Raw genomic sequence first — 26767 nt, 5'->3', positions numbered from 1 at the left:
GCCATCGCGAGCAGGCTCGCTCCCACATTAGCTTTTACTTCTACTGCTGAACCGGTGCCCACGGCAAAATCGGAATGGCCGTCACCGCGTTCTGCAAGTTGACCCAGGTCCTTGAGGTGCACGTGACCCGGTACGAACTGGGTGAAGGAGTTGGCAATGGCGATGATCGGCTTTTTGAAGTCGTCATCTTTCATCCCCGTTGCGCGCCACAGAGCGCGGGCGCCGGCCATGTTGCGGCCATGGGTGGATGTCTTGGAACGATAATCAGGCATGAAGCACTCCGGGCGGCTAATCAGGTATCAAAAGGGAAGTGAGCTTCTATTGACGTCTGGAACACGCGGAAATGGCCGTGTGTCCGGAAGCTGCCGATAACTTTGCGGGATCGCCGCGCGCTTCAGCTTGAGCTCATAAACCCGCCGGGGGATGACTGGCGATGAATGTTCGCGATTCTACACGGCTGGCGGCTGGAGGGAATGCTTGCGAGACGTCTGGCTTGTCATGGGACCTGTAGGAGCGAGCACGCTCGCGATGGTCGTCAACGATAATGCTGGCAACCTGACACCCAACGGTGCCCTGTCGTCCATCGCGAGCGTGCTCGCTCCTACAGGGGCTACGGCGGACACATTCTGATTCTCTGTCATCACACCGTCGCTATCTGTTGCGTCTAACGTTTTCTCTTCCAACCACAGAAGAGGACAACGGAATGTCCAACACGCCACACGCCCATCGATTACGCACAGGTCGTCGCTCGGAGTCCGGGCGTATCTATTTGTTGACTGCTGTCACCCATGAACGACAACCAATTTTCCAGGATTGGCGCGTTGGTCGCGTTGTGGTGAATGAGTTCAAAAGAGCTCAGGAAGCCGGCAATGCCACTTCCATCGCTTGGGTGGTCATGCCGGATCACTTCCACTGGCTGGTCGAACTGCACAGCGGCGACTTGCCGAAACTGATGCAAACCATCAAGGCTCGAAGTGCCCGCGCAATCAATATGAAGCGAGGTCATCCGGAGAGGTTATGGCAGAAAGGTTATTTCGACAGGGCGCTGCGCTGGGAGGAAGATCTGAAGCTCGCCGCTCGTTACATCATCTCCAACCCGTTGCGTGCAGGTCTCGTGGACCACATTGGCGAATATCCACTATGGGATGCGATGTGGATCTGACGCCCCTGTCCCTGTAGGAGCGAGCACACTCGCGATGCACGGCAGAGCACCGCGGGGTGTCAGGTCGCCAGCGTTATCGTTGACGACCATCGCGAGCGTGCTCGCTCCTACAGGAAGGCGGGGTTAGCTGTTAGGCAGCAACCGGCAGGTGATGCTCTTGATGTAGCGCGTTTCAGCGATGGCAGGGTGCACCGGATGGTCCGGGCCCTGGCCGCCGCGTTCGAGCATCTGGATGTTACGGTCCAGGTGACGGGCGCTGGTGAGCAGGATGTTGTGCAGGTCGTCTTCCGGCAGGTGCATCGAGCACGAAGCGCTGACCAGGATGCCGTCCTTGGTGAGCAGGCGCATGGCCTGTTCGTTCAGGCGGCGGTAGGCGCCTTCGCCGTTTTTCATGTCTTTCTTGCGTTTGATGAAGGCGGGCGGGTCGGCCACGATGACGTCGAAGCGCTCTTCGCTGGCCTTGAGTTCCTTCAGGGCTTCGAACACGTCGCCTTCGATGCAGGTCATTTTGTCGGCAAAGCCGTTCAGTGCGGCGTTGCGCTCGACGCCGTCGAGGGCGAAGCCGGAGGCGTCGACACAGAACACTTCACTGGCGCCGAACGCTGCCGCTTGCACGCCCCAGCCACCGATGTAGCTGTACAGGTCCAGCACACGCTTGCCCTTGGCGTACGGCGCCAGGCGGGCGCGGTTCATGCGGTGATCGTAGAACCAGCCGGTTTTCTGGCCTTCGATGACCGGTGCTTCGAATTTCACGCCGTTCTCTTCCAGCGCAACCCACTCCGGCACCAGGCCGAACACGGTCTCGACGTAGCGGTTCAGGCCTTCGGCATCACGAGCTGCGGAGTCATTCTTGAACAGGATGCCGCTCGGCTTGAGTACTTGGGTCAGCGCGGTGATTACGTCGTCCTTGTGGGCTTCCATGGTTGCCGAGGCAATCTGCACCACCAGGATGTCACCGAAACGGTCGACCACCAGGCCCGGCAGCAGGTCGGAATCGCCATAAACCAGACGGTAGAACGGTTTGTCGAACAGGCGCTCACGCAGCGACAGGGCTACGTTGAGGCGGTGCACCAGCAGCGACTTGTCCAGCGGCAGCTTGATGTCGCGCGACAGCAGGCGGGCGCAGATCAGGTTGTTCGGGCTCATCGCGACGATGCCCAGCGTCTTGCCGCCGGCGGCTTCGAGGATTGCCTGGTCGCCGGCCTTGAAGCCGTGCAATGGAGTGGCGTTCACATCGATTTCGTTGCTGTAGACCCACAAGTGACCGTTGCGCAGACGACGGTCGGCGTTGGCTTTGAGGCGCAGGCTGGGCAGGGACATGACGTCGCTCCGGAAAAAAAGAGCGGGAGTATACCGCGTTGCGCAAGGCTACGGCGCGCCGGCTGGACATGCGGTGATCAGGCCTGGATTTGTATGAAACTTGTGTCAACTAACCGCTCAAGGTGTCGGATCCAAATTTTAGAAGCTAGAATCTGCCGCTGGCCCAGAGTGTGTACTTATGTCCCAAGAGTTGACGCCCGAACAGATCCAGCAATCCCTGCAGGGCATCAGTGTGCCTGCCCAACCGCAGATCATGGTGGATCTGCAGATGGAGCAGTACATGCCCGACCCGGATCTGGACGTGATCGCCAAGCTGATCTCCCAGGATCCAGGGCTCTCCGGTTCCCTGCTGAAAATCGTCAACTCGCCTTATTACGGCCTGACCAACAAGATCGCCTCGATCCAGCGCGCGGTGAATCTGTTGGGCAGCCGCTCGATCATCAACCTGATCAACGCGCAGTCGATCAAGGGCGAGATGAAAGACGAAACCATCGTCACCCTGAACCGCTTCTGGGACACGGCGCAGGACGTGGCGATGACGTGCCTGACGCTGGCCAAGCACATCGGCGTCCAGGCCAGCGACGAAGCGTATGCCTTGGGTCTGTTTCACGATTGCGGCGTGCCGCTGATGTTGCAGCGTTTCCCCGACTACATGAGCGTGCTGGAGCTGGCCTACGCCAATGCCGGTCCCGATTGCCGGGTGGTGGATACCGAGAACCAGGTGTTCAATACCAATCACGCAGTGGTCGGTTACTACACGGCCAAGTCCTGGCGCCTGCCGGATCACGTGAGCGCGGCTATCGCCAATCATCACAATGCCCTGGCCATCTTCAGCGATGAGTCCTCACGCAACAGCTCGTTGAAGAACCTGCTGGCGATCCTGAAAATGGCCGAGCACATTTGTGCGTCCTGCCGGGTGTTGGGCAACCAGACCGAAGACCATGAATGGAACAGCATCGGGCCTCTGGTGCTCGATTATGTCGGACTCTCGGACTACGACTTCGACACCCTCAAGCAGACCATTCGCGACCTCGGCACTCGCTGAGCAGCAAAGCTTCTTTCAATACGAAAGTCCGATCCGAGACCGCCATGCCTGAATTGCCAGAAGTCGAAACCACCCGCCGCGGCATCGCCCCGCACCTGGAAGGCCAGCGCGTCACCCGGGTGATCGTGCGTGATCGTCGCCTGCGCTGGCCGATTCCCGAGGACCTGGATGTGCGATTGTCCGGCCAGCGCATCGTGCTGGTCGAGCGGCGCGCCAAGTACCTGCTGATCAATGCCGAAGTGGGCACCTTGATCAGTCATTTGGGCATGTCGGGGAATTTGCGTCTGGTGGAGGTCGGTACTCCGGCGGCCAAACATGAGCATGTGGATATCGAACTGGAGTCGGGTCTGGCGTTGCGCTATACCGATCCGCGCCGATTTGGCGCCATGCTCTGGAGCCTTGATCCGCTCAACCACGAATTGTTGATCCACCTGGGGCCGGAGCCACTGACCGACCTGTTCGACGGTGATCGTTTGTTCAAGATGTCCCGTGGGCGTTCGATGGCGGTAAAGCCGTTCATCATGGACAACGCGGTGGTGGTCGGTGTCGGCAATATCTACGCGACCGAGGCGTTGTTCGCCGCCGGTATCGACCCGCGTCGCGAGGCCGGGAGCATTTCCCGAGGGCGATACCTGAAGCTGGCCATCGAGATCAAGCGCATTCTCGCCGCCGCCATTGAGCGCGGGGGTACGACGTTGCGCGATTTTATCGGCGGAGACGGCCAGCCGGGCTACTTCCAGCAGGAGCTGTTCGTATATGGCCGTGGCGGCGAGCACTGCAAGGTGTGCGGGGCCGGATTGCGGGAAGTGAAGCTCGGGCAGCGCGCCAGCGTCTTTTGCCCGCGTTGCCAGGGCTGATTCAACGACAGTCTGGGGTGGCTCGGTGTGACAACTGGCCCCATCGCGAGCAGGCTCGCTCTCACAAGTATCGTGTAACCCTGTGGGAGCGAGCCTGCTCGCGATGGGGCCGGGACTGGCGCTACAGGAACCGCTGATCAAGCCTTGCCGGTAATCTTCCGGTACTTCTCCATCAACTCTTCCTGAGTCTCCGGATGGGCTTCGTCCAGTGGAATGCAATCCACCGGGCAGACCTGTTGGCACTGTGGTTCGTCGTAGTGGCCCACGCACTGTGTGCACAGGTTGGGATCGATCACGTAGATCTCTTCGCCCTGGGAAATGGCGGCGTTCGGGCACTCGGGTTCGCAGACGTCGCAGTTGATGCAATCGTCGGTGATGATCAGGGACATGCTAACTCCAGCCGGGGCGGCGAGCCCGGGCGCTATCAATCAATGCGCATAATTGTGCCGCATTGGTGCTGTGGGAGCGAGCCTGCTCGCGAAAAACCCTCTGACACCAGGGTCTATCCGGTTTTTCGCGTCACCGTTGACGTCAATTTCGAGCAGGCGGCTCCCACCGTAGCGGTGTTTACTTCTTGAAGCGTTCGGTCAGGGCGTCCGCCACCACGGGGTGCACGAACTTGGTGATATCGCCGCCCAGGGCAGCAATTTCACGGACCAGCGTCGAGGAAATGAACGAATAACGCTCGGACGGGGTAAGAAACAGGCTTTCCACATCCGGGGCCAGTTGCCGGTTCATGTTGGCCAGCTGGAATTCGTATTCGAAGTCCGACACCGCGCGCAAGCCACGCAGGAACACGTTGGCATTCTGCTCTTTGGCAAAGTGCGCCAGCAGCGTCGAGAAGCCGACAACCTCAACGTTCGGCAGATGTTTGGTGACCTCGCGGGCCAGCTCCACTCGCTGTTCCAGGGGAAACAACGGGTTTTTCTTCGGGCTGGCGGCTACAGCAATGATCACGTGATCGAACAGGCGCGAGGCGCGTTCGACCAGATCGCCATGGCCCTTGGTAATAGGGTCGAAGGTACCTGGGTACAACACTCGGTTCATCGCGTCGTCCTGGCGGGAGTGCGTTAGGGAGTCGGATGGTATCGCAGCCTTCCCGGTCGGCCAAGTCGCCTGTTGGGTAAGAAAGCACTATAGACGATGGGAATATTCGTCATTTTCACGGGTTTTTCAAACGTTCCGCCAGTGAAGTGGCCAGTTGTGCCGTCAATCCGTAGACCGATAACTGCGGGTTTGCACCAATGCTGGTGGGGAACAGCGAGCCATCATGAATCGACAGATTCCCCAGCTGATGATGCCGTCCGAGGCTGTCGGTCACGGCGCTTTTCGGGTCGTCACCCATGGCGCATCCCCCCATGACATGGGCGCTGCCCAGCCGCGTGCGATACCGCTCAAGGCTCAGGCCGTCGATGAGTGTGCGCGCTTCACCGAGGGTTTTCACATAGCGCGCGTCGGCGTGCATCGGCATCACGGCGCTGGCGCCAGCGGCGAACTGGATCTCGGCCATGCTATGGAACGACCGGCACAAACCCTCCCAGACATAAGGCGAAAGCTGATAGTCGAGTACCGGCGTGCCGTCACCGCGCAATTCGACACTGCCGCCGGGGCTGTCCGGGTGAAAGCCGTCGCGCAGCAGCGCGAGCATGGCGTGGGTATGGGGCAGGTTGGCCATGTGTTGGGCATTTTCCTGACCGAAGCCGCCGAGCAGCGTTGTCGCCAGCGCCGGGTGCAGAGGTGGCACCTCCAGTTTGTAGCCGATCTTGCCGGTGGTGCCGTCCTTCCATTGAAAATGATCGGAGTAGATGGATTGCGGCGCCCCGTAGAACGGGTTGATGACCTCATCGAACAGCCCGGCGGACATGTTCACCACGTGCAGGAATGTCCGTTTGCCCAGCCGTTTATGCGGGTCGGGCGCGTCCGAGCGCAATAACAGCGCCGGGCTGTTGATTCCACCGCCAGCCAGCACGTAATGCCGTGCCTTTACCGTGATGCGGCGGCCAGTGGGCTCGACACAGCGTTCGTCCATGGCCACGCATTGCAGGCCGGTCACCTTGTCGCCATTGATCAGGAGCTTTTCGGCACGGGCCAGGTAGAGCAATTGGCCGCCCTTTTCCAGCGTGGCCGGAATGGTCGTGACCATCATCGATTGTTTGGCGTTGGTCGGGCAGCCCATGCCGCAATAACCGAGGTTCCAGCAGCCGCGCACATTGCGCGGAATCACATGCCAGCTGTAGCCCAGCTGTTCGCAGCCCTTGCGGATCACGTCATTGTTGGCATTGGGCGGCACCTGCCACGGGGCAACGCCCAGGCGCTGCTCCATCTTCTCGAACCAGGGCGCCATCTCGGCCACCGAGTGGCCTTTGACGTTGTGCTCTTTGGCCCAGTGTTCCAGGGTCGGCTCCGGGGTGCGGAAACTGGAGGTCCAGTTGATCAGCGTGGTGCCGCCCACTGCCCGGCCCTGGAGGATGGTGATCGCGCCATCCTTGCTCATGCGGCCGATGCCTTCCTGATACAGGCTGGCGTAGGCCTGGTCTTCGAGCAGCTTGAAGTCGCTGCTGGTCTTGAGCGGGCCTTCCTCAATCAGCAATACCTTGTAGCCGGCCTCGCTGAGGATTTCGGCCGTGGTTCCGCCACCGGCGCCGCTGCCGATGATCGCCACGTCCGCTTCAAGGGCCAGGTCCTGCTCCAGTTGCGAACCGTTGTAGGTTTTCCAGCCACGGGCCATGCCTTCGCGGAACGGATCGGGTACGGGCATCTTGGGGGTCTCTTGTTATTTTGGGGGTAGGTGGTGATGCGGATGGCGCCTTCGCGGGCAAGCCTCGCTCCTACAGCGAACGGGTCTGCACAGTTTCAAACCGCAGGCGGCCCGGGATATCCGCAATGCGCCCAGGATTCCTTGCGTCCATACCAGGCCATCATCACCAGTTGCAGCAATGAGTTGTGACCCATGCGCAGCAAACTCAACGAGCTGTTTTCCCAGCGCTCCAGGAAGTGCCGGATGTTTTCGGCGCCGGCGTTTTCCCAACTGCCCCAAATGCCGGTCAGTGGTCCGCGAGTCACTGCCATGCCCAGCACATCGAACAATTGCCGGGTCAGCTTGAGCATTTCCGGCGACAGGTGAGCGAGGTTGTAGTCCAGGCTTTTCAACGTGCCATCGATGGCGTCCGGCAGGTGCTCCACGGCCACGGCGCCGTCGAGCATTACCGGGATCAGCGCCCTTAGAAACGGCAGGTCGGTATTTCGCAGTGCTGCGAAACCGCTGGCTGCAATGCTCGAAGAACAGCCACTGAGACTGGCCCCCAACCCGGCGGTGGCGAGAAAGGCGCTGGCGCCGAGGCTGAACTTGAGCAGCCCGCGCCGTGACAGCGCGGGAGTACCGGACAAGCTTGGGTTCATTATTGTTATTACCCGAGGTTGATGATCGTTAGCGGATGAACAACTTCTGGATCAGTTTCTGGATGGATTTTCCATACGGCGGGTAAATCAGCTTCGCCGCGTTGAAGCGCTGCTTGATCAGCACACCCTTGGCCTTGCTGAAGGTCAGGAAACCCTCGTGGCCATGGTAATGGCCCATGCCCGAAGGGCCGATGCCGCCGAACGGCATGTCGTCCTGGGCGACGTGCAGCAAGGTGTCGTTCAGGCACACGCCGCCGGAATGGGTTTCATGAAGCACGCGATTCTGCTCGCGCTTGTCGTAGCCGAAGTAATACAGCGCCAGGGGGCGAGGGCGCTGATTGATGTAGACGAATGCCTGATCAAGATCCTTGTACGGCACGATTGGCAGCAAGGGGCCGAAGATTTCGTCCTGCATCACGGTCATTTCATCGTTGACGTTGAGCAGCAGGCTATGGCCCATGCGCCGTCCCTGACCCTGTTCGAACATTGGAATCAGCAACGCACCCTTGCTGGTGGCATCGCTGATATAGCTGTTGAGTCGGGCCAGTTGTCGGTCATTGATGATCGCGGTGTAGTCCGGGTTATCGACCAGCGTCGGGTAAAAGCCGCGAACGGTTTGACGATAGGTCTCGACAAACGCGCCAACGCGTTCTTCGGGCACCAGCACATAGTCGGGGGCCACGCAGGTTTGCCCCGCGTTGAGGGTCTTGCCGAATGCGATACGTTCGGCGGCGTCCTTGAGCGGTACATCGCGCGACACAATGGCCGGCGACTTGCCGCCCAGCTCCAGAGTGACCGGTGTCAGGTTCTCCGCCGCCGCGCGCATGACGTGCTTGCCGATGCTGGTGGCGCCGGTGAACAGCAAGTGATCGAAGCGCAGCCTTGAAAACGCCACGCCGATATCGGACTCACCCAGCACGACGCAAACCAGGTCCTGGGGAAAGATCCGTCCCAACAGTTCCTTGAGCAACAAACCGGTGGCCGGGGTCGATTCGCTGAGCTTGAGCATCACCCGATTGCCCGCCGACAACGCACCGACCAGAGGTCCGATGGCCAGGTACAGCGGGTAGTTCCACGGCACGATGACACCGACCACGCCCAACGGCTGATAGACCACTTTGGCCGCCGCTGGCTGGAAGGCCATGCCGACCTTGCGCCGCGACGGGCGCATCCAGCCTTTGAGGTGACGGCTGGCGTAGTGGATACCGTGCAGACTGGGCATCAGCTCCGCGAGCAGGGTTTCATCGGCGCTGCGGTGGCTGAAATCCTGGCTGATTGCATCGATCAAGGCCTGGCGCTCGCTGTTCAGCAGGTCGCGCAACGCCTTGAGCCATTGCTGGCGCTGACCGGCGGGCGGCATCGGGTTGGCGGCATAGGCGGCGCGTTGCGCATCGAACAGGGCGTGAAGCTCATCCAGAGGCTGCTGCAGCGCTTGCAGGTAGGAAATTTCAGCGGTCATGGTCGGCTCCGGGTTTATTGTAATGAGGTGTTTTTTAGAGCCTATACTCTAAAAAGTCAAATGACATCCCGGCTAAGCTTTGTTTTATCCATTGCCGGATAGGTCGTAAGATGCCCATCAACGCACTCTGAATTAAAGCTCAAGCCATGGCCCCACGGATCAAAACCAGCGAGCGCATCGTGCAGAACAGCCTGGAGCTGTTCAATCAGCAGGGCGAGCGCAGCATCAGCACCAACCACATCGCGGCCCACATGGAAATTTCCCCGGGCAACCTGTACTACCACTTCCCTAACAAGCAGGCGATTATCGCCGTGCTGTTCAGCGAGTACGAAAGCCTGGTGGACAGCTTCCTGCGCCCGCCTCAGGGGCGTGCGGCCACGGTCGAGGACAAGCGTTTCTACCTCAAGGAGCTGCTCTCGGCGATGTGGCGTTACCGGTTTCTGCATCGCGATCTGGAGCACCTGCTCGATAGCGACCCGGATCTGGCCGGCCGCTATCGGCGCTTTTCCCAGCGCTGCCTGATCCAGGGAGCGGCCATCTACGACGGCTTTGTCGCGGCCGGCATCCTGAAAATGGATCGGGTGCAAATCGAGTCCCTGACCCTCAATGCCTGGATCATTCTCACGTCCTGGGTGCGTTTTCTGTGCACCACGCGGGAAAACTCCAGTCACCTCAGCGAGCAGGCGATCAAACGCGGCGTTTATCAGGTGCTCGTGCTGGAGGCCGGCTTCGTCACGGAGCAATCGCGAGATGAGGTCAACGCATTGTTTGAGGAGTTCTACGTGCCGCTGGCGCAGGCACTCGAAGAGCTTTGAATCATCTGAAGTGAATGACTACAGGAGCCTGTTATGCCCATTGCGCAACTGATCAGCCCGCAAGCGTTGGACCTGAAAAAGGAACAGCCGGGGCTGGTGATTCTGGATTGTCGTTTTGCCCTCGAAGACCCGGATTACGGTCAGCGCAGCTATGCCGAAGGCCACATCGCCGGGTCGGCTTATGCCGATCTGGAGCGTGATCTCAGTGGAAAAATCATCAAAGGCGTGACCGGGCGCCATCCCTTGCCCGAGCCGGCGGACTTGATCGAACGCCTGCAATCCTTTGGCCTCGATAACGACAGTGAAGTGATTCTGTATGACGACGGCCCTGGTGCATACGCCGCGCGGGCCTGGTGGTTGCTGGCCTGGCTGGGCAAGCGCGATGGCGTGTTCATCCTCGATGGCGGGCTCAAGGCCTGGCACGCAGCCGGTCTGCCCCTGAGTCTGGACCCGCCATCGAGCGCCCGTGGCACGTTCAAAGGCGTGCCGGACCCTTCATTGTTGCGCAGTGCCGAGCAGTTGCAGAAGCGCCTCGGTCAGCCCGAGCTGACGCTCATCGACGCCCGTGCCTTGCCGCGCTTCAAGGGCGAGGTGGAGCCTATCGACCCGGTTGCCGGGCACATTCCCGGTGCGCAATGCGCGGCATTCACCGACAACCTGGGCAGCGATGGACGCTTTCTGCCCGCCGACCAACTCAAGCAGCGGTTTGCCGAGAAGCTGGGCGGTCGTCCGGCGGATGGTCTGATTGCGTATTGCGGGTCCGGCGTGACGGCCTGCCATAACCTGTTTGCATTGTGTCTGGCGGGTTATCCGTTGGGTGCCTTGTATGCCGGGTCGTGGAGTGAGTGGATTAACGATCCTGCGCGGGGCATTGCCACAGGCGAGTAATCACCACGAAAACCTGTGGGAGCGAGCCTGCTCGCGATTACGATCCATCAGTCACACCCTGGTCGACTGATACTCCGCTATCGCGAGCAGGCTCGCTCCCACATCAAAGGTTTTTGGTCAGCAGTTGCCGGGCGCTTCGATAGGCCGCCGGCCCAACCCCATACACCTGCTTGAACTGCCGGCTCAGGTGACTCTGATCGGCAAAGCCCAGTTGCATGGCGACCTCCACTGGCAGGCAACCGCCTTGCAGCAATGCCCGCGCCCGGGCGATGCGCTGTTGCATGAGCCAGGTGTGCGGCGGCATGCCGGTAGCGCGACGAAACACGCGGGCGAAATGGAAGGGTGACAGGTTCACCGCCGTCGCCAGCTCCTCCAGCGACGGTGGCGCCGCCAGTTGCGTGTGCAACAACTCCTTGGCCAGCGTCACTGCCCGGTGCTCCTTGCCCGGCTTACCCGCCTGCACAACCCCCGCATGACGTTGCAACAACGACAGCATCAGTTCGCGCCAGACCGTTTGCTGTTGCAGGGCGGTAGAGGGTGTTTCCAGCAGGCGATGCAATTGGCAGAAACCGTTGACCAGGTCGGGATCGCGGTACAGCGTGGCGCCGAATGCCGGCAGATTGTGGGTTGGCAGTTCGAGTTCAGCCAGCAAGGACAGGATCTGTCCGCTGTCCGGGTAGTACGCGCGGTACAGCCATCCGCCCTCCGTGCCTTTGTGACCGGTGTGCAATTCGTCTGGATTGATCAGTACCAGCGTGCCGCTGCCTGCCAGGTGTTCTGCGCCGCGATAACGATAACGCTGGGCACCGGCCATGATCATGCCGATCACGTAGCCGTCATGTACGTGAGGCGCGAAACGTTGTTCGATGTACCGCGCCGACAACAACTCGACGCCGGCCAATGGCGCGGTTTGCCAGAAATGAATCGATTCGCCTTGAGCGCTTTCCATTGTCCTAAACGCGTCCTGCGCCGGCCAGCCACTGGGGAATGCGCCGTTCCAGGTAGTACCCCGGCTGCCTGACCGAACCGTCCACGAACCCGACATGCCCCCCTTTGCTCTGCAACTCGAACTGTGTGCTGGTGGACAGCTCATCAGGCAGCGGCAAGCTGTGGGGAAACACGAAAGGATCGTCCGCGGCGTGAATGATCAAGGTCGGCGTACGGATTTCCCCAAGGAAATAGCGGCTCGATGCGCGGCGGTAGTAGTCGTGGGCGTCGGCAAAGCCATTGAGCGGCGCGGTGACCCGGCCATCGAAATCCCAGAACGTGCGCAAGTTTTCCAGTGAGCCGAGCGCCGCGAGCGTCGCCAGGTCCTCCTCGCGTCCGTCCCGTTGAAACTGGCGTTGCTTGTTCTTGATGTAGGCCAGCATCTCGCGCATGAAATGCGCCTGATAGACCTTTGAAAAGCCCTGGCCGATACGGTCGGCGCACTGGTCCAGGCGAAACGGCACCGACACCGCAACCGCGCCGAGCACGCCGCTGTCGCTGCCGGATTCGCCGAGGTGCTTGAGCAGCACGTTGCCACCCAGGGAGTATCCGACCGCATACAGCGGTGCCAGTGGCCGTTTGGCGCGCAAATGCCTGATGGTTTCGGCCAGGTCTTCGCTGGCACCGGAATGGTAGCTGCGTGGCAGCAGATTGGGTTCGCCGGAACAACCGCGCCAGTTCAGGGCGACGCTGGCCCAGCCCTTGTCCCCCAAGGCTTTTTGTATGCCGGCCACGTAGGGTGAATTCGACGAGCCGGTGAGACCGTGCAACACCAGCACCAGCGGCGCTTCGAGGCTATGCGGCCCATGCCAGTCGAGGTCGAGGAAGTCGCCATCCTCGAGCCACAGGCGTTCACGTTCGCGGTCGATATGGGTGGTCTTGCGCCAAAGCGGTCCCCACAAGGTCTGCAAGTGCGGATTGCCAAGGCCGAAGGCAGGGACGAAGCATTCTGACGGATGAGGCACGATCGTTCTCGAAGCAGCGGCGCATGCATCGACGATGTTTGCGCCTTGTACTGGCCGGTCAATCAACCGGCGATTTCTGTCATACGTTGCCACAAGGAATAATAGACCCGCCCGGACTTTTGTTCCCGATGCAGCCGCCAGTTACCCGGCAGGCCAAGGGTCGAGGGAGCGGTTTCGCTTTCGGTGTATACCCAGGCATCCTCGGCCAGCCATTGGCGCTCTTCGAGCAACGTGCAAACGGCAGGCAGCAGGTCCTGGTTGAACGGTGGGTCGAGGAACACCAGGTCATAAGCCGTTGCAGGCTGGGTTTCCAGATAACGCAGGGCATCGGCGGTCTGGACATGGCCGGTGGTGCAGCGCAGCGTGCCCAGGTGCTCCTTGAGGCTGGACACCGCGAGGCTGCTGGCATCCAGCGCCTGGCCCATGGCCGCGCCACGGGACAAGGCCTCCAGGAACAGCGCACCGCTGCCAGTGAACGGGTCGAGTACCTTGGCGCCCGGTACGTAGGGCGCAAGCCAGTTGAACAGCGTTTCGCGCACCCGGTCCGGCGTTGGGCGCAGGCCAGGGGCGTCGGGGAAGCTCAATTTGCGGCTGCGCCATTCGCCGCCGATGATGCGCAGTTGGTTGATGCCGTTGTGCAGTTTTTGCGCAGGCTTTCTTGGGTTGGCCATTAATGCTCCGGAACCCCGAGCGGTTGCTCGGCAGGTTTATCAGTAGGGGCCGGTAACGGCTTTTGCGGCACGGTCGGGCCAGCGCTGACGATGACCATTTTATCCGTGCTCAGGTGTTTGTTCAGTGCGGTCCTGACTTGCTCGACAGTCAGGTTCTGCGACTGCTGCATGAAGTCTTCCAGATGGCTCAACGGCAGGTTGTAGAAGCCGATTGCGCCCAGTTGGCCGACGATATCGGCATTGCTGGCGGTGGACAGCGGGAAGCTGCCGGCCAGCTCGCGCTTGGCATCGTCGAGTTCTTTTTCGGTCGGGCCGGTTTTAAGGTAGTCGGCCAGGACATCCTGCACCAGTTTGAGGGTGCCCTCGCTCATTTCGGCACGGGTTTGCAGGTTGATCATGAACGGACCACGTACCTGCATCGGAGTGAAGCCCGAGTACACGCCGTACGACAGGCCACGCTTCTCGCGCACTTCGCTCATCAGTCGAGTGCCGAAGCCACCACCACCGAGGATCTGGTTGCCCATGGACAGTGCCGCATAGTCCGGATCATCACGGTCGATACCCAGTTGCGCGAGTATCAGGTTGGTCTGCTTTGAAGGGAATTCGATGTGGCTGACGCTGGCCTTGGGCTCGGTCGGCTGGGCGATTTTCGGCAGGGCCGGACCTTTGGGCAGTGCGGAGGAAACCTGGGCGGCAATGGCTTCAGCTTCCGGGCGGGACAAGTCGCCGACCAGTGCAATCACGACGTTACCTGCCGCATAGGCTTTTTCATGGAATGCGCGCAATTGCGCCTGGGTTATGGCCGGAACGGTTTTCGCCGTGCCATCGCTGGCGTGCGCGTAGGGATGATCGCCGTACAAACGGTCCATCAACTCAAGGCTGGCCAGTTTACCGGGGTTCTGTTTCTGATATTCGAAGCCGGCGAGCATCTGGTTCTTGATGCGGGTAAGGGAATCGGCGGGGAAGGTCGGTTTGCCGACGACCTCAGCGAACAGCTTCAACGCCGGCTCGCGTTTGTCCGTCGCGCTGAGGCTGCGCAAGGATGCTACGGCCATGTCTTTGTAGGCACCGTTGCCGAAATCGGCGCCCAGGCCCTCGAAGCCCTGGGCGATGGCACTGACATCCTTGCCGGCCACACCCTCATTGAGCATGGCGTTGGTCAGCAGCGCCAGGCCCGGTGCGTTGCCGTCCTGGCTGCTGCCGGCGGCGAAGATCAGGCGCATGTCGAACATCGGCAGCTCGCGGGCTTCGACGAACAGCACCTTGGCGCCTTCGGCGGTGCTCCACGTCTGTACGTCGAGTTTGCGGTGGCTTGGCGCCTTGCCGTTGAGTTCCGTCAGCGATTGCAGCTTCTGGCTGGCCTTGGCCTTGTCCAGGGCTTCGCTGGCAACGGATTCGCCGGTCCTGGAGAAATAAAAGGCGGCGGACCCGATCAGGGCAGCCGCAATCAGGCCGAGCAGGGCTGCGCGGGATTTTTTGACTTCACTCATGAGGCGTCTCCTCTGGCAGTACATGGGCGACGCTGAGACGTTCGCGGGTGAAATACAGCTTGGCGGCGTTTTGGATATCTTGTGGTGTCACGCTTTCCAGGTCCGCCAGTTCGGTGTCCATCAGTCTCCAGGACAGGCCGACGGTTTCCAGTTGGCCGATAGCGGTGGCCTGGCTGCTGATCGAGTCGCGCTCGTAGACGAGTCCGGCGATGACCTGGGCGCGCACGCGCTCCAGCTCCTCGGTGGACGGTGCGGTGGTTTTCAGCTGTTCAAGCAGCTTCCACAAGCCGGCTTCCGCCTGAGCCATGGTTTTGTGTTTCTGGCTGTTGGGCGTTGCCGACAGGGTAAACAGGCTGTCGCCCCGGGTGTAGGCGTCGTAACTCGACGAACCACCGGAGACCAGTTCTTCGCCGCGCTCCAGTTGAGTCGGGATGCGTGCGCTGTAGCCGCCGTCGAGCAGGGCGGCAATCAGGCGCAGGGCGTTGACCGAGCGTTTGTCTTGCGCGGTGGCGATGCTTGGCACGTTGAAGGCCAGCATCAGGCTCGGCAATTGGGTTTTCACGTGCAGGGTTATCTGGCGCTCGCCGGGTTCGGCCAGCTCCAGCGGGATTTTCGCCGGTGGCACCGCGCGTTTCGCGACCGGGCCGAAATAGCGTTGGGCAAGGGTTTTGACTTCATCGGGTGTCACGTCGCCGACCACCACCAGGGTGGCATTGTTCGGTGCGTACCAGGATTCATACCAGTGGCGCAGCTCTTCGACTTTCATGCGCTCCAGGTCCGCCATCCAGCCGATGGTCGGCGTGTGATAGCCGCTGGCCGGATAGGCCATGGCCTTGAAGCGCTCGTAGGCCTTGGACATTGGTTTGTCGTCGGTACGCAAGCGACGCTCTTCCTTGATGACTTCGATCTCCCGGGCGAATTCGTCCGGTGGCAGGCGCAGGCTGGCCATGCGGTCGGCTTCCAGTTCGAAGGCCACGCCCAGGCGGTCGCGGGCCAGCACCTGGTAATACGCGGTGAAATCGTCGCTGGTAAAGGCGTTTTCCTCGGCGCCGAGGTCGCGCAGGATCAGCGATGCCTCGCCGGGACCGACTTTCTCGCTGCCCTTGAACATCATGTGTTCCAGGGCATGGGACAGGCCGGTCTGGCCGGGTGTCTCGTAGCTGGAGCCGACTTTGTACCAGATCTGGGAAACCACCACGGGGGCGCGATGGTCTTCGCGCACGACGACCTTCAAGCCATTGTCGAGGGTAAATTCGTGTGTGGGTTGTGGGTCGGCAGCCAGGGCTGAGAGAGGCAGACAAACTGTGCTGAGCAGCAGGCCTGCGGCACGGCGGGCTAGAGCATTCATTCGTGTTTAAACCTGTTGGGCTGTCCGCTTGGTCTTAGCCTAGGCGGGCGAGGAGGTGCTAGGATAACGGTCCGTTTTACTGGCGGCCACGCCTATCAGGCCTTTGATCGGCCGGAAGGTTGTATGGGTTACCGGCACAAGCTTTGAGTTTGTCAGCTAAACTCTGCGTTTTCGCCGAAAATGCCGTTCCAGTCCTTCGAATTTAGTCGACCTTTGAGGTGCTGTTCGCTCCTCGACAAATTGTTGCGCGTGAACAAGCTGGGTCAAACACAGTCTGTTCTGCATCGAATATTCAATTGCCGGGGCGCCCGATGGCGCGTCGCTACCGTGAGATAGCCGTCCTCCATGTTTGGTTCCAACGACGACAAGAAGACCCCAGCCCCGGCTGGCGAAAAGAAAAGCCTGTTCGGATGGCTGCGCAAAAAGCCGCAGGAGCCTGTTGTCGAACAGCCGCAAACCATTGCCGAGCCGGCCCCTGCACCTTTGAAGCAAGCAGAGCCTGCACCGGTTGTATCGCCCGTTACCGAGCCGGTGCTGCAACCGGCCAGCGAGCCTGCCGTTGAAGTCACGGCTCAAACGCCTCAGGTCCAGGCTGCCGAGCCCTGGCTGACCTTGCCAGTGGCGGAAGAACCGGTTGCCCTGGTCGAGGATGAACAGGCACCCCATGTCACTCCGCCGATTCCTGCTCCTGCCCGGGCGCCCGAACCGGTTGTCGCGCCCGTTGTGCAGAGCCCGCCAGTCATCACTCCTCCGGCTGCTCCGATCGTTCAGGCGCCTGCACCTGCACCTGTTATTGCTCCTGTTGTCGCCGCACCGGTTGAAGCCCCGGTTGAACCGGTACGCACCGAGGAAGCCAAGGCCGGCTTCTTTGCACGCCTCAAGCAAGGCCTGTCCAAGACCAGCGCCAGCATCGGTGAAGGCATGGCCAGCCTGTTTCTGGGCAAGAAGGCCATTGATGACGATCTGCTCGACGACCTCGAAACCCGTCTGCTGACCGCCGATGTGGGCGTCGAGGCCACTTCGGTGATTATTCAGCGCCTGACTCAGAAGGTTGCGCGCAAAGAACTGGCCGATTCCGACGCGCTGTACAAGTCTCTGCAAGGCGAGTTGGCGGCGATGCTCAAGCCTGTCGAGCAGCCGTTGAAAATCGTCGCCCAGAACAAGCCATTCGTGATTCTGGTGGTTGGCGTCAACGGCGCCGGCAAAACCACCACCATCGGCAAACTGGCCAAGAAACTCCAGCTGGAAGGCAAGAAAGTCATGCTTGCCGCCGGCGACACGTTCCGCGCCGCGGCGGTCGAGCAATTGCAGGTCTGGGGGGAGCGCAACAAGATCCCGGTCATCGCCCAGCACACCGGTGCCGATTCGGCTTCGGTGATCTTCGACGCCGTGCAGGCCGCCAAGGCCCGTGGCATCGATGTACTGATTGCCGATACCGCCGGTCGACTGCACACCAAAGACAACCTGATGGAAGAATTGAAAAAGGTTCGTCGAGTGATCGGCAAGCTCGATGCCGACGCACCGCACGAGGTGTTGCTGGTGCTTGACGCCGGTACTGGTCAGAACGCCATCAACCAGGCCAAGCAGTTCAACCAGACCGTCGAATTGACCGGCCTGGCGCTGACCAAGCTGGACGGCACGGCCAAGGGCGGGGTGATCTTCGCCCTGGCCAAGCAGTTTGGTTTGCCGATCCGCTATATCGGCGTCGGCGAAGGCATCGATGATTTGCGTACCTTTGAAGCTGAGCCCTTTGTCCAGGCATTGTTTGCCGAACGGGAGCGTTCATGATTCGTTTCGAACAGGTCGGTAAGCGCTATCCGAACGGTCACGTCGGCTTGCATGAGCTGAGCTTTCGAGTCCGCAGGGGCGAATTCTTGTTTGTCACCGGTCACTCGGGTGCCGGCAAAAGCACCCTGTTGCGGTTGTTGCTGGCCATGGAGCGCCCGACCAGTGGCAAATTGCTGCTTGCCGGGCAGGACCTGAGCACCATCAGCAACGCGCAGATTCCGTTTTTACGCCGGCAGATCGGCGTGGTTTTTCAGAATCACCAACTGCTGTTTGATCGTACGGTGTTCAACAACGTCGCCCTGCCATTGCAGATCCTTGGCCTGTCCAAAGCCGAAGTCGCCAAGCGCGTGGACTCGGCGCTGGAGCGCGTGGCGCTATCGGACAAGGCCGAACTGTACCCCGGCGATCTGTCTACCGGGCAGCAACAGCGCGTCGGCATTGCCCGAGCCATCGTTCACCGTCCGGCCTTGCTGCTGGCGGACGAACCGACCGGTAACCTCGACCCGCGTCTGGCGGCGGAAATCATGGGTGTATTTGAAGATATCAATCGTCTGGGTACCAGCGTGCTGATCGCCAGTCACGACCTGGCGCTGATCGCGCGTATGCGCCATCGCATGCTGACCTTGCAGCGCGGCCGATTGATCGGTGACGGGGAGGCCGGCGAATGAGTGCGACACGCAGCCCAAAGGTTTCCGAGCGCGTGGCCCCAAAGGCTGCCGATCCGCAGCCGGGCAAGAAAAAACACGACGATGATGACGGTCCGGATTTCGCCACGTTGTTCCGTGCCTGGATCGAAAGCCATCGTGCCAGTCTGGTCGACAGTTTGCGTCGCCTGGGCAAGCAACCCATTGGCAGCTTCTTCACCTGCATGGTGATGGCAGTGGCGCTGAGCCTGCCTATGGGGCTGTCACTTTTGCTAAGCAACGTCGAGCGTCTGGGCGGGTCCTGGCAGCGTGCGGCGCAGATTTCCCTGTACCTGGAACTTGAAGCAAGCCCGGCTGAGGGCGAAGCACTGCGTGAGCAGATCAAGCGCATTCCCGGCGTGGCCGATGCCGAATATGTGGGTCGGGATCAGGCGCTCGAGGAGTTCCAGCAACAGTCCGGCCTTGGCGAAGCGCTCAAGGAACTGCCGGAAAACCCCCTGCCAGGCGTGGTTTTGGTCACGCCGAAGGAAGTCGACAAGCCGGCTCTTGAAGCATTAAGACAAAAACTTTCCGAGTTGCCGAAGGTACAACAGGCGCAGCTTGATTTAGTCTGGGTCGAGCGTCTGGCAGCGATTCTCAAGCTGGGTGACCGTTTTGTCTTCGGTCTGACCGTGCTTCTGGTTTCTGCATTACTTTTGGTGATAGGCAATACCATTCGTCTTCATATTGAAAACCGCCGCACAGAGATAGAAGTGATTAAACTCGTCGGTGGCACTGACAGCTATGTGCGCAGGCCCTTCCTTTATATGGGCGCGCTCTATGGTTTTGGTGCGGGGATTCTTTCCTGGGGCGTATTGGCGTTCGGCCTGAACTGGTTGAACGAAGCGGTCGTCGGGCTGGCCGGTTTGTACGGCAGTGATTTCGCGCTGGCCGGAGTACCGGTAGCCGACGGTCTGTCTCTCTTGCTTGGCGCGGTGCTGTTGGGGTATATCGGTGCATGGATTGCAGTCGCTCGCCACCTGCGGGAGCTTGCGCCAAAGTAATATCATTTTGCTCGTATTGACCTTTCAGTTTTTATGGGAACTTGTCCTGCGGTTTCCGGTCAATTTTCGCAGTGCGTAACTGCACGAGTTATGTAAGTCGGAGGTTTTTTCGTATGACCAATTCTTTGCAGCCTGCATATGCTCTGGTCCCGGGTGCGAACCTGGAGGCCTATGTGCACACGGTGAACAGCATCCCGTTGCTGTCGCCGGAGCAGGAGCGTGAACTGGCCGAGAGTCTCTACTATGAGCAGGATCTTGAGGCGGCTCGGCAGATGGTGCTAGCCCACTTGCGTTTTGTCGTACATATCGCCCGTAGCTATTCCGGCTACGGTCTGGCTCAGGCAGACCTGATCCAGGAAGGCAACGTCGGCCTGATGAAGGCTGTGAAACGTTTCAATCCAGAGATGGGCGTGCGCCTGGTGTCCTTTGCCGTGCACTGGATCAAGGCGGAAATCCACGAATTCATCCTGCGCAACTGGCGGATCGTGAAGGTTGCGACCACCAAGGCCCAGCGCAAGCTGTTCTTCAACCTGCGTAGCCAGAAAAAGCGTCTGGCCTGGCTGAACAACGAGGAAGTCCATCGCGTGGCGGAGAGCCTCGGTGTGGAGCCGCGGGAAGTGCGCGAGATGGAAAGTCGCCTGACCGGCCACGACATGGCCTTCGATCCGGCTGCCGAAGCCGACGACGACAGCGCGTTCCAGTCGCCGGCCAACTATCTGGAAGACCATCGGTATGACCCGGCGCGTCAACTGGAAGATGCCGACTGGAGTGACAACTCCAATCACAACCTGCACGAAGCGCTGGAAGTGCTGGACGACCGCAGTCGCGATATTCTCTACCAGCGTTGGCTGGCAGAAGAAAAAGCCACGCTGCACGACCTGGCGCAAAAGTACAACGTGTCGGCCGAGCGTATTCGCCAGCTTGAAAAGAGCGCGATGAACAAGCTCAAGTTGTCGATTGCTGCGTAACGTGCGAGCAGGCAATAAAAAACGCCCCGATCAATGATCGGGGCGTTTTTGTTTATTTAGCTTGCTTTGCCTTTGTGGGAGCGAGCCTGCTCGCGATGGCGTCGTATCAGGCAGCGTATTGAATCAGTTGTAACGCTATCGCGAGCAGGCTCGCTCCCACAGGTATATGCCGTGCACAGTCACTGTGCCCAAGGCGCCCGCCGCGAATCATTGAGCTCCACCAGATAGCTATCGCCACCCAGCTGACTCATTTGTCGCCGAATCCAGCTGGCCCGCCGCGACACGTATGAGGTGGGATGGCTGGCGCTCCATACCCGCGGGTTCGGTAACACCGCCGCCAGCAAACTGGCCTGCTGCCGGGACAGGGCGCGGGCACTGATGCCGAAGTGGTGTCTGGCCGCGGCTTCGGCACCGAACACGCCGTCGTCCCATTCGACGCTGTTGAGGTACACCTCAAGAATCCGCTGCTTGGGCCAGAACACTTCAATCAATGTGGTGAACCAGGCTTCCAGTCCCTTGCGCAACCAGCTTCGGCCGGACCACAGGAACAGGTTTTTCGAAACCTGCTGGCTCAGGGTGCTGGCTCCGCGGATTGTCCCGCCCAGTTCATTGTGGGCCAGGGCGGCCTTGATCGCGCCGAAGTCGAATCCCCAGTGCTCCGGGAATTTCTGGTCTTCGCCGGCAATCACCGCGACCTTCAGTTCATCGGAGATCTCATCCCATGGCTTCCAGGTGCGTTGCAGGTCAATGGGCTCGCCATCGACCCAGGATTCGATCTTGCGTTCGACCATCAGGGTCGTGCCCGGTGGTGGCACGAAGCGAAAAATCAGCACCAGCAAAATGCTGCCGGCCATGAACCAGAGCACGGCCTTGGTGAAACGACGCAAATATGAACGCAGCATAGAATGGCTTGGCCGAACCCGTTGAGCGGGCCATTATACAGACCCTGTTGATCGAGTCTGACTGGAGTTCTCCATGCTGCGTGGCTTTCTGATGCTGGCCGCTTTTTTCGGCTTCACCGGTGTCGGTCTTGGCGCCTTTGCCGCCCACGGCCTGAAAAGCCGCTTGAGTGCCGAGTATCTGGCGATCTTTCAAACCGGCGTTACCTATCAATTGGTTCACACCCTGGCGCTATTTGGAGTGGCGCTGCTTGCCACGCAGATCCAGGGCCGGTTGGTCACCTGGGCCGGCATTTCATTCAGCCTCGGTATCCTGCTGTTTTCCGGCAGCCTGTACCTGTTGACCACGATCGGCCTCGGCAAGCTCGGTATCATCACGCCGTTCGGTGGTCTGTTTTTCCTGATCGGCTGGGTGTGCCTGGGACTTGCCGCCTGGCGCCTGCCGCTTACCGCCTGACGCTTGTTGCTGACCTTTGGGTCACGATCGGGCTAGAATGCCAGCCCCAAAAAATGATGGCGGCATTGCGCATGCGCATTCAGTTGAACGGCGAATCCTTTGAACTGCCCGACGGTGAAACCGTTGCGGCCCTGCTGACCCGTCTGGATCTGACCGGACGCCGGGTGGCGGTCGAACTCAATCTGGATATCGTCCCGCGCAGTCAGCATGCCGATACCACGCTCAACGACGGCGATAATGTCGAAGTGGTGCACGCCATCGGCGGCGGCTAGCCGTCTGGCCCAAGGGCCGACAAAATTCTGCAAGTACCTCACCCCTACAGAGGATTTCCCATGAGCATCGTTCGTAGCGACAAGCCTTTCGTTCTGGCCGGTCGTACTTACCAGTCGCGTTTGCTGGTTGGTACCGGCAAGTACCGTGACATGGAAGAAACCCGTTTGGCCATCGAAGCTTCGGGCGCCGAAATCGTCACCTTCGCCGTACGTCGCACCAACCTCGGCCAGATTGAGGGTGAGCCGAACCTGCTCGAAGTGCTGTCGCCGGATCGCTACACCTTCCTGCCGAATACCGCCGGTTGCTACGACGCCGTCGAGGCTGTGCGTACCTGCCGCCTGGCCCGCGAGCTGCTCGACGGCCACAACCTGGTGAAGCTGGAAGTGCTGGCCGACCAGAAAACCCTGTTCCCCAACGTAATCGAAACCCTCAAGGCCGCCGAATCGCTGGTCAAGGAAGGCTTCGACGTGATGGTCTACACCAGCGATGACCCGATCGTCGCCCGGCAACTGGCGGAAATCGGCTGCATCGCGGTCATGCCGTTGGCCGGTCTGATCGGTTCGGGCCTGGGCATCTGCAACCCGTACAACCTGCAGATCATCCTTGAAGAAGCCAAGATCCCGGTGCTGGTGGATGCCGGTGTCGGTACTGCGTCCGACGCCACCATCGCCATGGAGCTGGGTTGTGATGCGGTGCTGATGAACTCGGCCATTGCCCACGCCCAGCAGCCGATCATGATGGGCGAAGCCATGAAGCACGCCATCGTTGCCGGTCGCCTGGCCTATCTCGCCGGCCGCATGCCGAAAAAACTCTATGCCAGCGCCTCTTCGCCGCTGGATGGTCTGATCAAGTAAGAGCCATTGATGACTGAATCGAACGACACGCCAATCCAGACGGAAGAAGGCGACGAGCGCCAACACCGCCGCATCAAGAGTTTCGTGATGCGCGCAGGGCGCATGACCGAAGGCCAGCAACGCGGCCTGGAGCAGGGCGCGCCGCTGTACGTGCTGCCGCTGGCCGACGCGCCGGTGGACTTCGACCAGGTGTTCGGCCGCTCGGCACCGCGCTCCCTGGAAATCGGTTTCGGCATGGGCCATTCGCTGCTGGAAATGGCTGCGGCTTCCCCGGACCAGGATTTCATTGGCGTGGAAGTGCATCGTCCCGGTGTCGGTGCGCTGCTCAATGGCGTACTGACCCAGGGCCTGACCAACCTGCGGGTTTACGATTGCGATGCGATCGAAGTGCTCAACCGCTGCGTGGCTGATAACAGCCTCGATCGCTTGATGCTGTTTTTCCCCGACCCCTGGCACAAGAGCCGTCACCACAAGCGCCGCATCGTCCAGGCGTCTTTCGCCGAACTGGTGCGCAGCAAGTTGAAAGTCGGCGGTATCCTGCACATGGCCACCGACTGGGAGCCGTACGCCGAGTACATGCTGGAAGTGATGAACGTCGCGCCGGGTTATCGCAACCTCGCCGAAGACGGCAAGTGCGTACCACGCCCGGCCGAACGCCCGATCACCAAGTTCGAACGCCGTGGCGAACGCCTTGGGCATGGCGTGTGGGATCTGAAGTTCGAAAAGCAGTCCTAAGTAACACGCAATCTGTAGGAGCGAGGCTTGCCCGCGAAGGGAGCGCTACGCGTGTAACTGATACACCGCGTTAGCGTTCTTCGCGGGCAAGCCTCGCTCCTACAGTTGTTTTGTATTCGGCAAAAAATCAGCGGCGGTCAGCGACCACGCCGATCAACACCAATACCACCAGCAATACCGGCGCAAGGCTGTAGTTGTTGAACTGGCTCAGGCCGCGAACGATCCATGGCGTGGCGTAGATCAGTGCGGCACCGCTGCCGATCATGCACAGCAGGGCCATCAGGGGGACGCGCAAGGCGCCGGCGATGCTGCCCAGGCGTTGCTCGACCCAGCTCTTGAAGTCCGCGCCGAACAGCACCAGCAGGCAGCCCACCAGGGCCAGGGCGATTTCCGAAAGATTGCTGCGGCTCCAGCGAGACACGGTGGCCAGCAGATCGAGTACCAAATCCATTCGATTTCCTTATGTCAGAAATTTCTGCAGCAAGTCATTGAGGAATAGCTGTCCGCGTTCGGTGGCCGCCAGACGTGACGGTTCGACCTGGAGCAGGCCGCTTTGTTCGGCTTCCTCGCGGCCTTCGGCAAGACTTTCCAGGGGCAGGCCGGTGCGCTCCGGATACAGTCGCGATTCCACACCGGCCGTCAGACGCAGCGCGTTCATCAGGAACTCGAAAGGCATCTCGTCATCGGCCAGGGCCTTCTCGCCCGCCAGAAATTGCTTCGCCGGGTTCAGGTAATCCTTCGGCAGGCGGGTCTTCCAGGTGCGCACGATGCGCCCGTCCGGGTGGCTGAGCTTGCCATGGGCGCCGGCACCAATGCCGATGAAATCGCCGAAGCTCCAGTAGTTGAGGTTATGCCGGGCCGCTCGGCCGGGTTGGGCGTAGGCCGACACTTCATACTGGGCGTAGCCGTGTTCGGCCAGCAGGGCCTGGCCGGCTTCCTGAATGTCCCACAGCGTGTCGTCTTCCGGCAGCGTCGGCGGCTGGTTCCAGAACACCGTGTTCGGCTCCAGGGTCAGCTGATACCAGGACAAATGGGTCGGCTTGAGCGCGATGGCCTGGCGCAGGTCGCTCAGGGCATCTTCCAGGGACTGGTCGGGCAAGCCATGCATCAGGTCCAGGTTGAAGTTGTCGAACCCGGCCTGGCGCGCCATGCCGGCAGCTCGTACCGCCTCGTCGCCATTGTGGATGCGGCCCAGCGCCTGGAGTTTTTCCTGCTGGAAGCTCTGGATGCCAATGGACAGGCGATTGATGCCCAGCGCGCGGTAGGCCTTGAACTTCTCTTGTTCGAAGGTTCCCGGATTGGCCTCCAGGGTGATTTCAATTTCACTGGCAAACGGGATGCGCTGTTCGACACCCTCAAGCAGGCGGCCCAGCGCCTGGGCGCTGAACAGACTGGGCGTGCCGCCACCGAAGAAGATCGAACTCAGCTCGCGGCCATGGACGGCATGCAGGTCCTGGTCAAGGTCGGCCAGCAACGCATCGACGTACTCTTCCTCCGGCAGCACCGGGCTTGCGGTGTGGGAGTTGAAGTCGCAATAAGGGCATTTGCGCACACACCACGGGATGTGGATGTAAAGCGCCAGGGGCGGCAGTACCGGCAAGGCCGCCCGAGTCGATTGCGCGCCGCCGAAGATCAGCGGCGACGCGGATGATTCAAGGGTCATTTCAGGCCCAGACGCTGGCGCAGCAGATCCATTGCACGGGCGCGGTGACTGATCTGGTTCTTGTCGGCAGGGCTCAGTTCGGCGCTGGAGCAATCGCGCTCCGGTACCCAGAACAGCGGGTCGTAGCCGAAGCCGTGTTCGCCACTGGCCTGGGTCAGGATGCGACCGTGCCACAAGCCTTCGCAGAGAATCGGCAGCGGATCGTCGGCATGGCGCACCAGGGCCAGTACGCAGACGAACTGTGCACCGCGCTCGGCCTCGGGCACATCCTTCAAGGCATCGAGCAGCTTAGCGTTGTTCGCTGCATCGCCCTTGCCGTCGGCGTAGCGCGCCGAATAGATGCCCGGCGCGCCACCGAGGAAGTCCACGGCCAGGCCGGAATCGTCGGCCAGCGCCGGAAGGCCGGAAATGCGCGCGGCATTGCGGGCCTTGAGGATGGCGTTCTCGACGAACGACAGACCGGTTTCTTCAGGCTCCACGCTGCTGAATTCGCCAATCGAGCGCAGTTGCACCGATTCGCCGAGCATGGCCTGGAGTTCCTTGAGTTTGCCGGCGTTGTGGCTGGCCAGTACGAGTTGCTTGAGGTTCATCATTCGCCGGGGAAAAGCTCTTGGTTGAAATTGATGGTGTTGATCTTGTCGCCGTTTTGCACCTTGATTTCAAAGGTGCGGGTTTCCTGTTGCTCCACCGGATACTGGGCGATGTAGTAGATCGCGCCCTGTTCGGTGATTTGCCGGAAATTCAGGGTCACGCTCTGGCTGGTCAGGTCTTTGACCGTACCGCTGACCTGGGCCATCTGCGGTTTTCCATCCTTGAGCACGGCAATGTTGATCACGCCCTGGTTCTTGCTGCGGGTGAGTTCAGCAGCCTTGGCGATGTCCGGCGTCAGGAAGGTGGAGTTGAAGGTGTTGTAGTGCACGGTCACGTCGCCGAACTTTTCCTGGCGATCACCTTTGATCGCATCGGCGGCCATGGCCGTGACACTCAGGCAGGCGGTGAGTAGAAACAGCGCTAGACGACCCATGATCGTTCTCCTC

Annotated in this window: 29 protein-coding genes and 1 pseudogene; 13 read left to right on the top strand and 17 right to left on the bottom strand. The window is 60.6% G+C overall.

Features of this window, described 5'->3' with window-relative positions; all coding sequences use genetic code 11:
* Window positions 1-272, bottom strand: a pseudogene (locus ACQKP2_RS09575) (hypothetical protein); the annotation flags it as partial.
* Window positions 273-703: 431 nt separating this feature from the next.
* On the opposite strand from ACQKP2_RS09575, the gene ACQKP2_RS09570 reads away from it, so the two are divergent.
* On the top strand, window positions 704-1162 hold the full coding sequence (locus ACQKP2_RS09570; RefSeq protein WP_427576027.1) for an REP-associated tyrosine transposase: 459 nt from the start codon (window positions 704-706) through the stop codon (window positions 1160-1162).
* A gap of 123 nt (window positions 1163-1285) precedes the next feature.
* Here the strand turns inward: ACQKP2_RS09570 and ACQKP2_RS09565 are convergent, their stop codons facing one another.
* Window positions 1286-2482 carry a class I SAM-dependent rRNA methyltransferase gene (locus ACQKP2_RS09565; RefSeq protein ID WP_427576026.1) on the bottom strand — a complete coding sequence of 399 codons (1197 nt, stop codon included), beginning with the start codon at window positions 2480-2482 and terminating at the stop codon, window positions 1286-1288.
* A 232-nt stretch (window positions 2483-2714) separates the two neighbouring features.
* Here ACQKP2_RS09565 and ACQKP2_RS09560 point away from each other — a divergent pair, with 232 nt between their 5' ends.
* Both ACQKP2_RS09560 and mutM read left to right on the top strand, forming a co-directional pair.
* Window positions 2715-3527, top strand: coding sequence for an HDOD domain-containing protein (locus ACQKP2_RS09560; protein WP_427576029.1), 813 nt, complete (start codon window positions 2715-2717; stop codon window positions 3525-3527).
* Window positions 3528-3571: 44 nt separating this feature from the next.
* Complete coding sequence (mutM, locus tag ACQKP2_RS09555) at window positions 3572-4384, top strand: bifunctional DNA-formamidopyrimidine glycosylase/DNA-(apurinic or apyrimidinic site) lyase (RefSeq protein ID WP_427576025.1); 813 nt, start codon at window positions 3572-3574, stop codon at window positions 4382-4384.
* A gap of 137 nt (window positions 4385-4521) precedes the next feature.
* Here the strand turns inward: mutM and ACQKP2_RS09550 are convergent, their stop codons facing one another.
* The 5 genes from ACQKP2_RS09550 to ACQKP2_RS09530 all read right to left on the bottom strand — a co-directional run bounded on the left by ACQKP2_RS09550 (window position 4522) and on the right by ACQKP2_RS09530 (window position 9242).
* A complete protein-coding gene (locus tag ACQKP2_RS09550; RefSeq protein WP_085723842.1) occupies window positions 4522-4773 on the bottom strand; it encodes a YfhL family 4Fe-4S dicluster ferredoxin in 252 nt (83 codons plus the stop codon).
* Window positions 4774-4951: 178 nt separating this feature from the next.
* Window positions 4952-5431, bottom strand: coding sequence for a pantetheine-phosphate adenylyltransferase (gene coaD, locus ACQKP2_RS09545; RefSeq protein WP_007939322.1), 480 nt, complete (start codon window positions 5429-5431; stop codon window positions 4952-4954).
* A gap of 115 nt (window positions 5432-5546) precedes the next feature.
* Window positions 5547-7142, bottom strand: a complete 1596-nt coding sequence (locus ACQKP2_RS09540) for a GMC family oxidoreductase N-terminal domain-containing protein (RefSeq protein WP_427576024.1) — start codon at window positions 7140-7142, stop codon at window positions 5547-5549.
* Window positions 7143-7237: 95 nt separating this feature from the next.
* Window positions 7238-7783, bottom strand: a complete 546-nt coding sequence (locus tag ACQKP2_RS09535; RefSeq protein ID WP_427576023.1) for a twin-arginine translocation pathway signal protein — start codon at window positions 7781-7783, stop codon at window positions 7238-7240.
* Window positions 7784-7811: 28 nt separating this feature from the next.
* Window positions 7812-9242: a coniferyl aldehyde dehydrogenase gene (locus ACQKP2_RS09530; RefSeq protein ID WP_427576022.1), complete on the bottom strand. Its 1431-nt coding sequence runs from the start codon at window positions 9240-9242 to the stop codon at window positions 7812-7814.
* Between the two features lie 146 nt (window positions 9243-9388).
* Here ACQKP2_RS09530 and ACQKP2_RS09525 point away from each other — a divergent pair, with 146 nt between their 5' ends.
* Together ACQKP2_RS09525 and ACQKP2_RS09520 are read left to right on the top strand one after the other, a co-directional pair.
* Entirely contained in the window at window positions 9389-10057 is a 669-nt protein-coding gene (locus ACQKP2_RS09525) for a TetR/AcrR family transcriptional regulator (protein ID WP_427576021.1), read from the top strand.
* Between the two features lie 33 nt (window positions 10058-10090).
* Entirely contained in the window at window positions 10091-10945 is an 855-nt protein-coding gene (locus ACQKP2_RS09520) for a sulfurtransferase (RefSeq protein ID WP_427576020.1), read from the top strand.
* A gap of 103 nt (window positions 10946-11048) precedes the next feature.
* On the opposite strand, the gene ACQKP2_RS09515 is transcribed toward ACQKP2_RS09520, so the two are convergent.
* The 5 genes from ACQKP2_RS09515 to ACQKP2_RS09495 all read right to left on the bottom strand — a co-directional run bounded on the left by ACQKP2_RS09515 (window position 11049) and on the right by ACQKP2_RS09495 (window position 16406).
* A complete protein-coding gene (locus tag ACQKP2_RS09515; protein ID WP_427576019.1) occupies window positions 11049-11894 on the bottom strand; it encodes an AraC family ligand binding domain-containing protein in 846 nt (281 codons plus the stop codon).
* Window positions 11895-11898: 4 nt separating this feature from the next.
* The gene (locus tag ACQKP2_RS09510; RefSeq protein WP_427576018.1) at window positions 11899-12897 is read right to left on the bottom strand and encodes a hydrolase; all 999 of its coding nucleotides are present in this window, start codon (window positions 12895-12897) and stop codon (window positions 11899-11901) included.
* Between the two features lie 62 nt (window positions 12898-12959).
* Window positions 12960-13568: a 16S rRNA (guanine(966)-N(2))-methyltransferase RsmD gene (rsmD, locus tag ACQKP2_RS09505; protein WP_427576017.1), complete on the bottom strand. Its 609-nt coding sequence runs from the start codon at window positions 13566-13568 to the stop codon at window positions 12960-12962.
* Entirely contained in the window at window positions 13568-15058 is a 1491-nt protein-coding gene (locus ACQKP2_RS09500) for a M16 family metallopeptidase (RefSeq protein ID WP_427576016.1), read from the bottom strand. Before ACQKP2_RS09500 ends, rsmD begins: the two co-directional genes overlap by 1 nt.
* Window positions 15051-16406, bottom strand: a complete 1356-nt coding sequence (locus ACQKP2_RS09495) for a M16 family metallopeptidase (protein ID WP_427576015.1) — start codon at window positions 16404-16406, stop codon at window positions 15051-15053. The genes ACQKP2_RS09500 and ACQKP2_RS09495 overlap by 8 nt, the downstream gene beginning before the upstream one ends.
* A 345-nt stretch (window positions 16407-16751) precedes the next feature.
* Here ACQKP2_RS09495 and ftsY point away from each other — a divergent pair, with 345 nt between their 5' ends.
* The 4 genes from ftsY to rpoH all read left to right on the top strand — a co-directional run bounded on the left by ftsY (window position 16752) and on the right by rpoH (window position 20849).
* Window positions 16752-18194: a signal recognition particle-docking protein FtsY gene (ftsY, locus tag ACQKP2_RS09490; RefSeq protein WP_427576014.1), complete on the top strand. Its 1443-nt coding sequence runs from the start codon at window positions 16752-16754 to the stop codon at window positions 18192-18194.
* Window positions 18191-18862 (top strand): cell division ATP-binding protein FtsE, encoded by a 672-nt coding sequence (ftsE, locus tag ACQKP2_RS09485; RefSeq protein WP_427576013.1) that lies wholly within the window; start codon window positions 18191-18193, stop codon window positions 18860-18862. Before ftsY ends, ftsE begins: the two co-directional genes overlap by 4 nt.
* On the top strand, window positions 18859-19881 hold the full coding sequence (ftsX, locus tag ACQKP2_RS09480) for a permease-like cell division protein FtsX (protein ID WP_427576012.1): 1023 nt from the start codon (window positions 18859-18861) through the stop codon (window positions 19879-19881). The genes ftsE and ftsX overlap by 4 nt, the downstream gene beginning before the upstream one ends.
* A gap of 113 nt (window positions 19882-19994) precedes the next feature.
* On the top strand, window positions 19995-20849 hold the full coding sequence (rpoH, locus tag ACQKP2_RS09475) for an RNA polymerase sigma factor RpoH (RefSeq protein ID WP_110965350.1): 855 nt from the start codon (window positions 19995-19997) through the stop codon (window positions 20847-20849).
* Between the two features lie 179 nt (window positions 20850-21028).
* On the opposite strand, the gene mtgA is transcribed toward rpoH, so the two are convergent.
* A complete protein-coding gene (gene mtgA / locus ACQKP2_RS09470; protein WP_427576011.1) occupies window positions 21029-21751 on the bottom strand; it encodes a monofunctional biosynthetic peptidoglycan transglycosylase in 723 nt (240 codons plus the stop codon).
* A gap of 73 nt (window positions 21752-21824) precedes the next feature.
* On the opposite strand from mtgA, the gene ACQKP2_RS09465 reads away from it, so the two are divergent.
* The 4 genes from ACQKP2_RS09465 to trmB all read left to right on the top strand — a co-directional run bounded on the left by ACQKP2_RS09465 (window position 21825) and on the right by trmB (window position 24067).
* On the top strand, window positions 21825-22205 hold the full coding sequence (locus ACQKP2_RS09465; protein WP_427576010.1) for a DUF423 domain-containing protein: 381 nt from the start codon (window positions 21825-21827) through the stop codon (window positions 22203-22205).
* A gap of 71 nt (window positions 22206-22276) precedes the next feature.
* A complete protein-coding gene (gene thiS, locus ACQKP2_RS09460; protein WP_007953386.1) occupies window positions 22277-22477 on the top strand; it encodes a sulfur carrier protein ThiS in 201 nt (66 codons plus the stop codon).
* A gap of 60 nt (window positions 22478-22537) precedes the next feature.
* Window positions 22538-23332 carry a thiazole synthase gene (locus ACQKP2_RS09455; protein WP_427576009.1) on the top strand — a complete coding sequence of 265 codons (795 nt, stop codon included), beginning with the start codon at window positions 22538-22540 and terminating at the stop codon, window positions 23330-23332.
* Window positions 23333-23341: 9 nt separating this feature from the next.
* Complete coding sequence (trmB, locus tag ACQKP2_RS09450) at window positions 23342-24067, top strand: tRNA (guanosine(46)-N7)-methyltransferase TrmB (protein WP_310056073.1); 726 nt, start codon at window positions 23342-23344, stop codon at window positions 24065-24067.
* A 127-nt stretch (window positions 24068-24194) separates the two neighbouring features.
* On the opposite strand, the gene ACQKP2_RS09445 is transcribed toward trmB, so the two are convergent.
* Genes ACQKP2_RS09445 through ACQKP2_RS09430 form a run of 4 tightly spaced genes read right to left on the bottom strand, consistent with a single transcriptional unit; the run spans window position 24195 to window position 26754 of the window.
* Window positions 24195-24518 carry a DUF3392 domain-containing protein gene (locus ACQKP2_RS09445; protein WP_427576008.1) on the bottom strand — a complete coding sequence of 108 codons (324 nt, stop codon included), beginning with the start codon at window positions 24516-24518 and terminating at the stop codon, window positions 24195-24197.
* A gap of 9 nt (window positions 24519-24527) precedes the next feature.
* Window positions 24528-25730: a radical SAM family heme chaperone HemW gene (gene hemW / locus ACQKP2_RS09440; RefSeq protein WP_427576007.1), complete on the bottom strand. Its 1203-nt coding sequence runs from the start codon at window positions 25728-25730 to the stop codon at window positions 24528-24530.
* Entirely contained in the window at window positions 25727-26323 is a 597-nt protein-coding gene (gene rdgB / locus ACQKP2_RS09435) for an RdgB/HAM1 family non-canonical purine NTP pyrophosphatase (protein ID WP_427576006.1), read from the bottom strand. Before rdgB ends, hemW begins: the two co-directional genes overlap by 4 nt.
* Complete coding sequence (locus ACQKP2_RS09430; RefSeq protein ID WP_427576005.1) at window positions 26320-26754, bottom strand: DUF4426 domain-containing protein; 435 nt, start codon at window positions 26752-26754, stop codon at window positions 26320-26322. Before ACQKP2_RS09430 ends, rdgB begins: the two co-directional genes overlap by 4 nt.
* Window positions 26755-26767: the final 13 nt, after the last annotated feature.

The organism is Pseudomonas sp. NPDC089569 (assembly GCF_050280625.1).
Lineage (GTDB): Bacteria > Pseudomonadota > Gammaproteobacteria > Pseudomonadales > Pseudomonadaceae > Aquipseudomonas.
The sequence above is the reverse complement of the archived record's forward strand: the minus strand, read 5'-3'. Positions and strand labels throughout refer to the sequence as shown.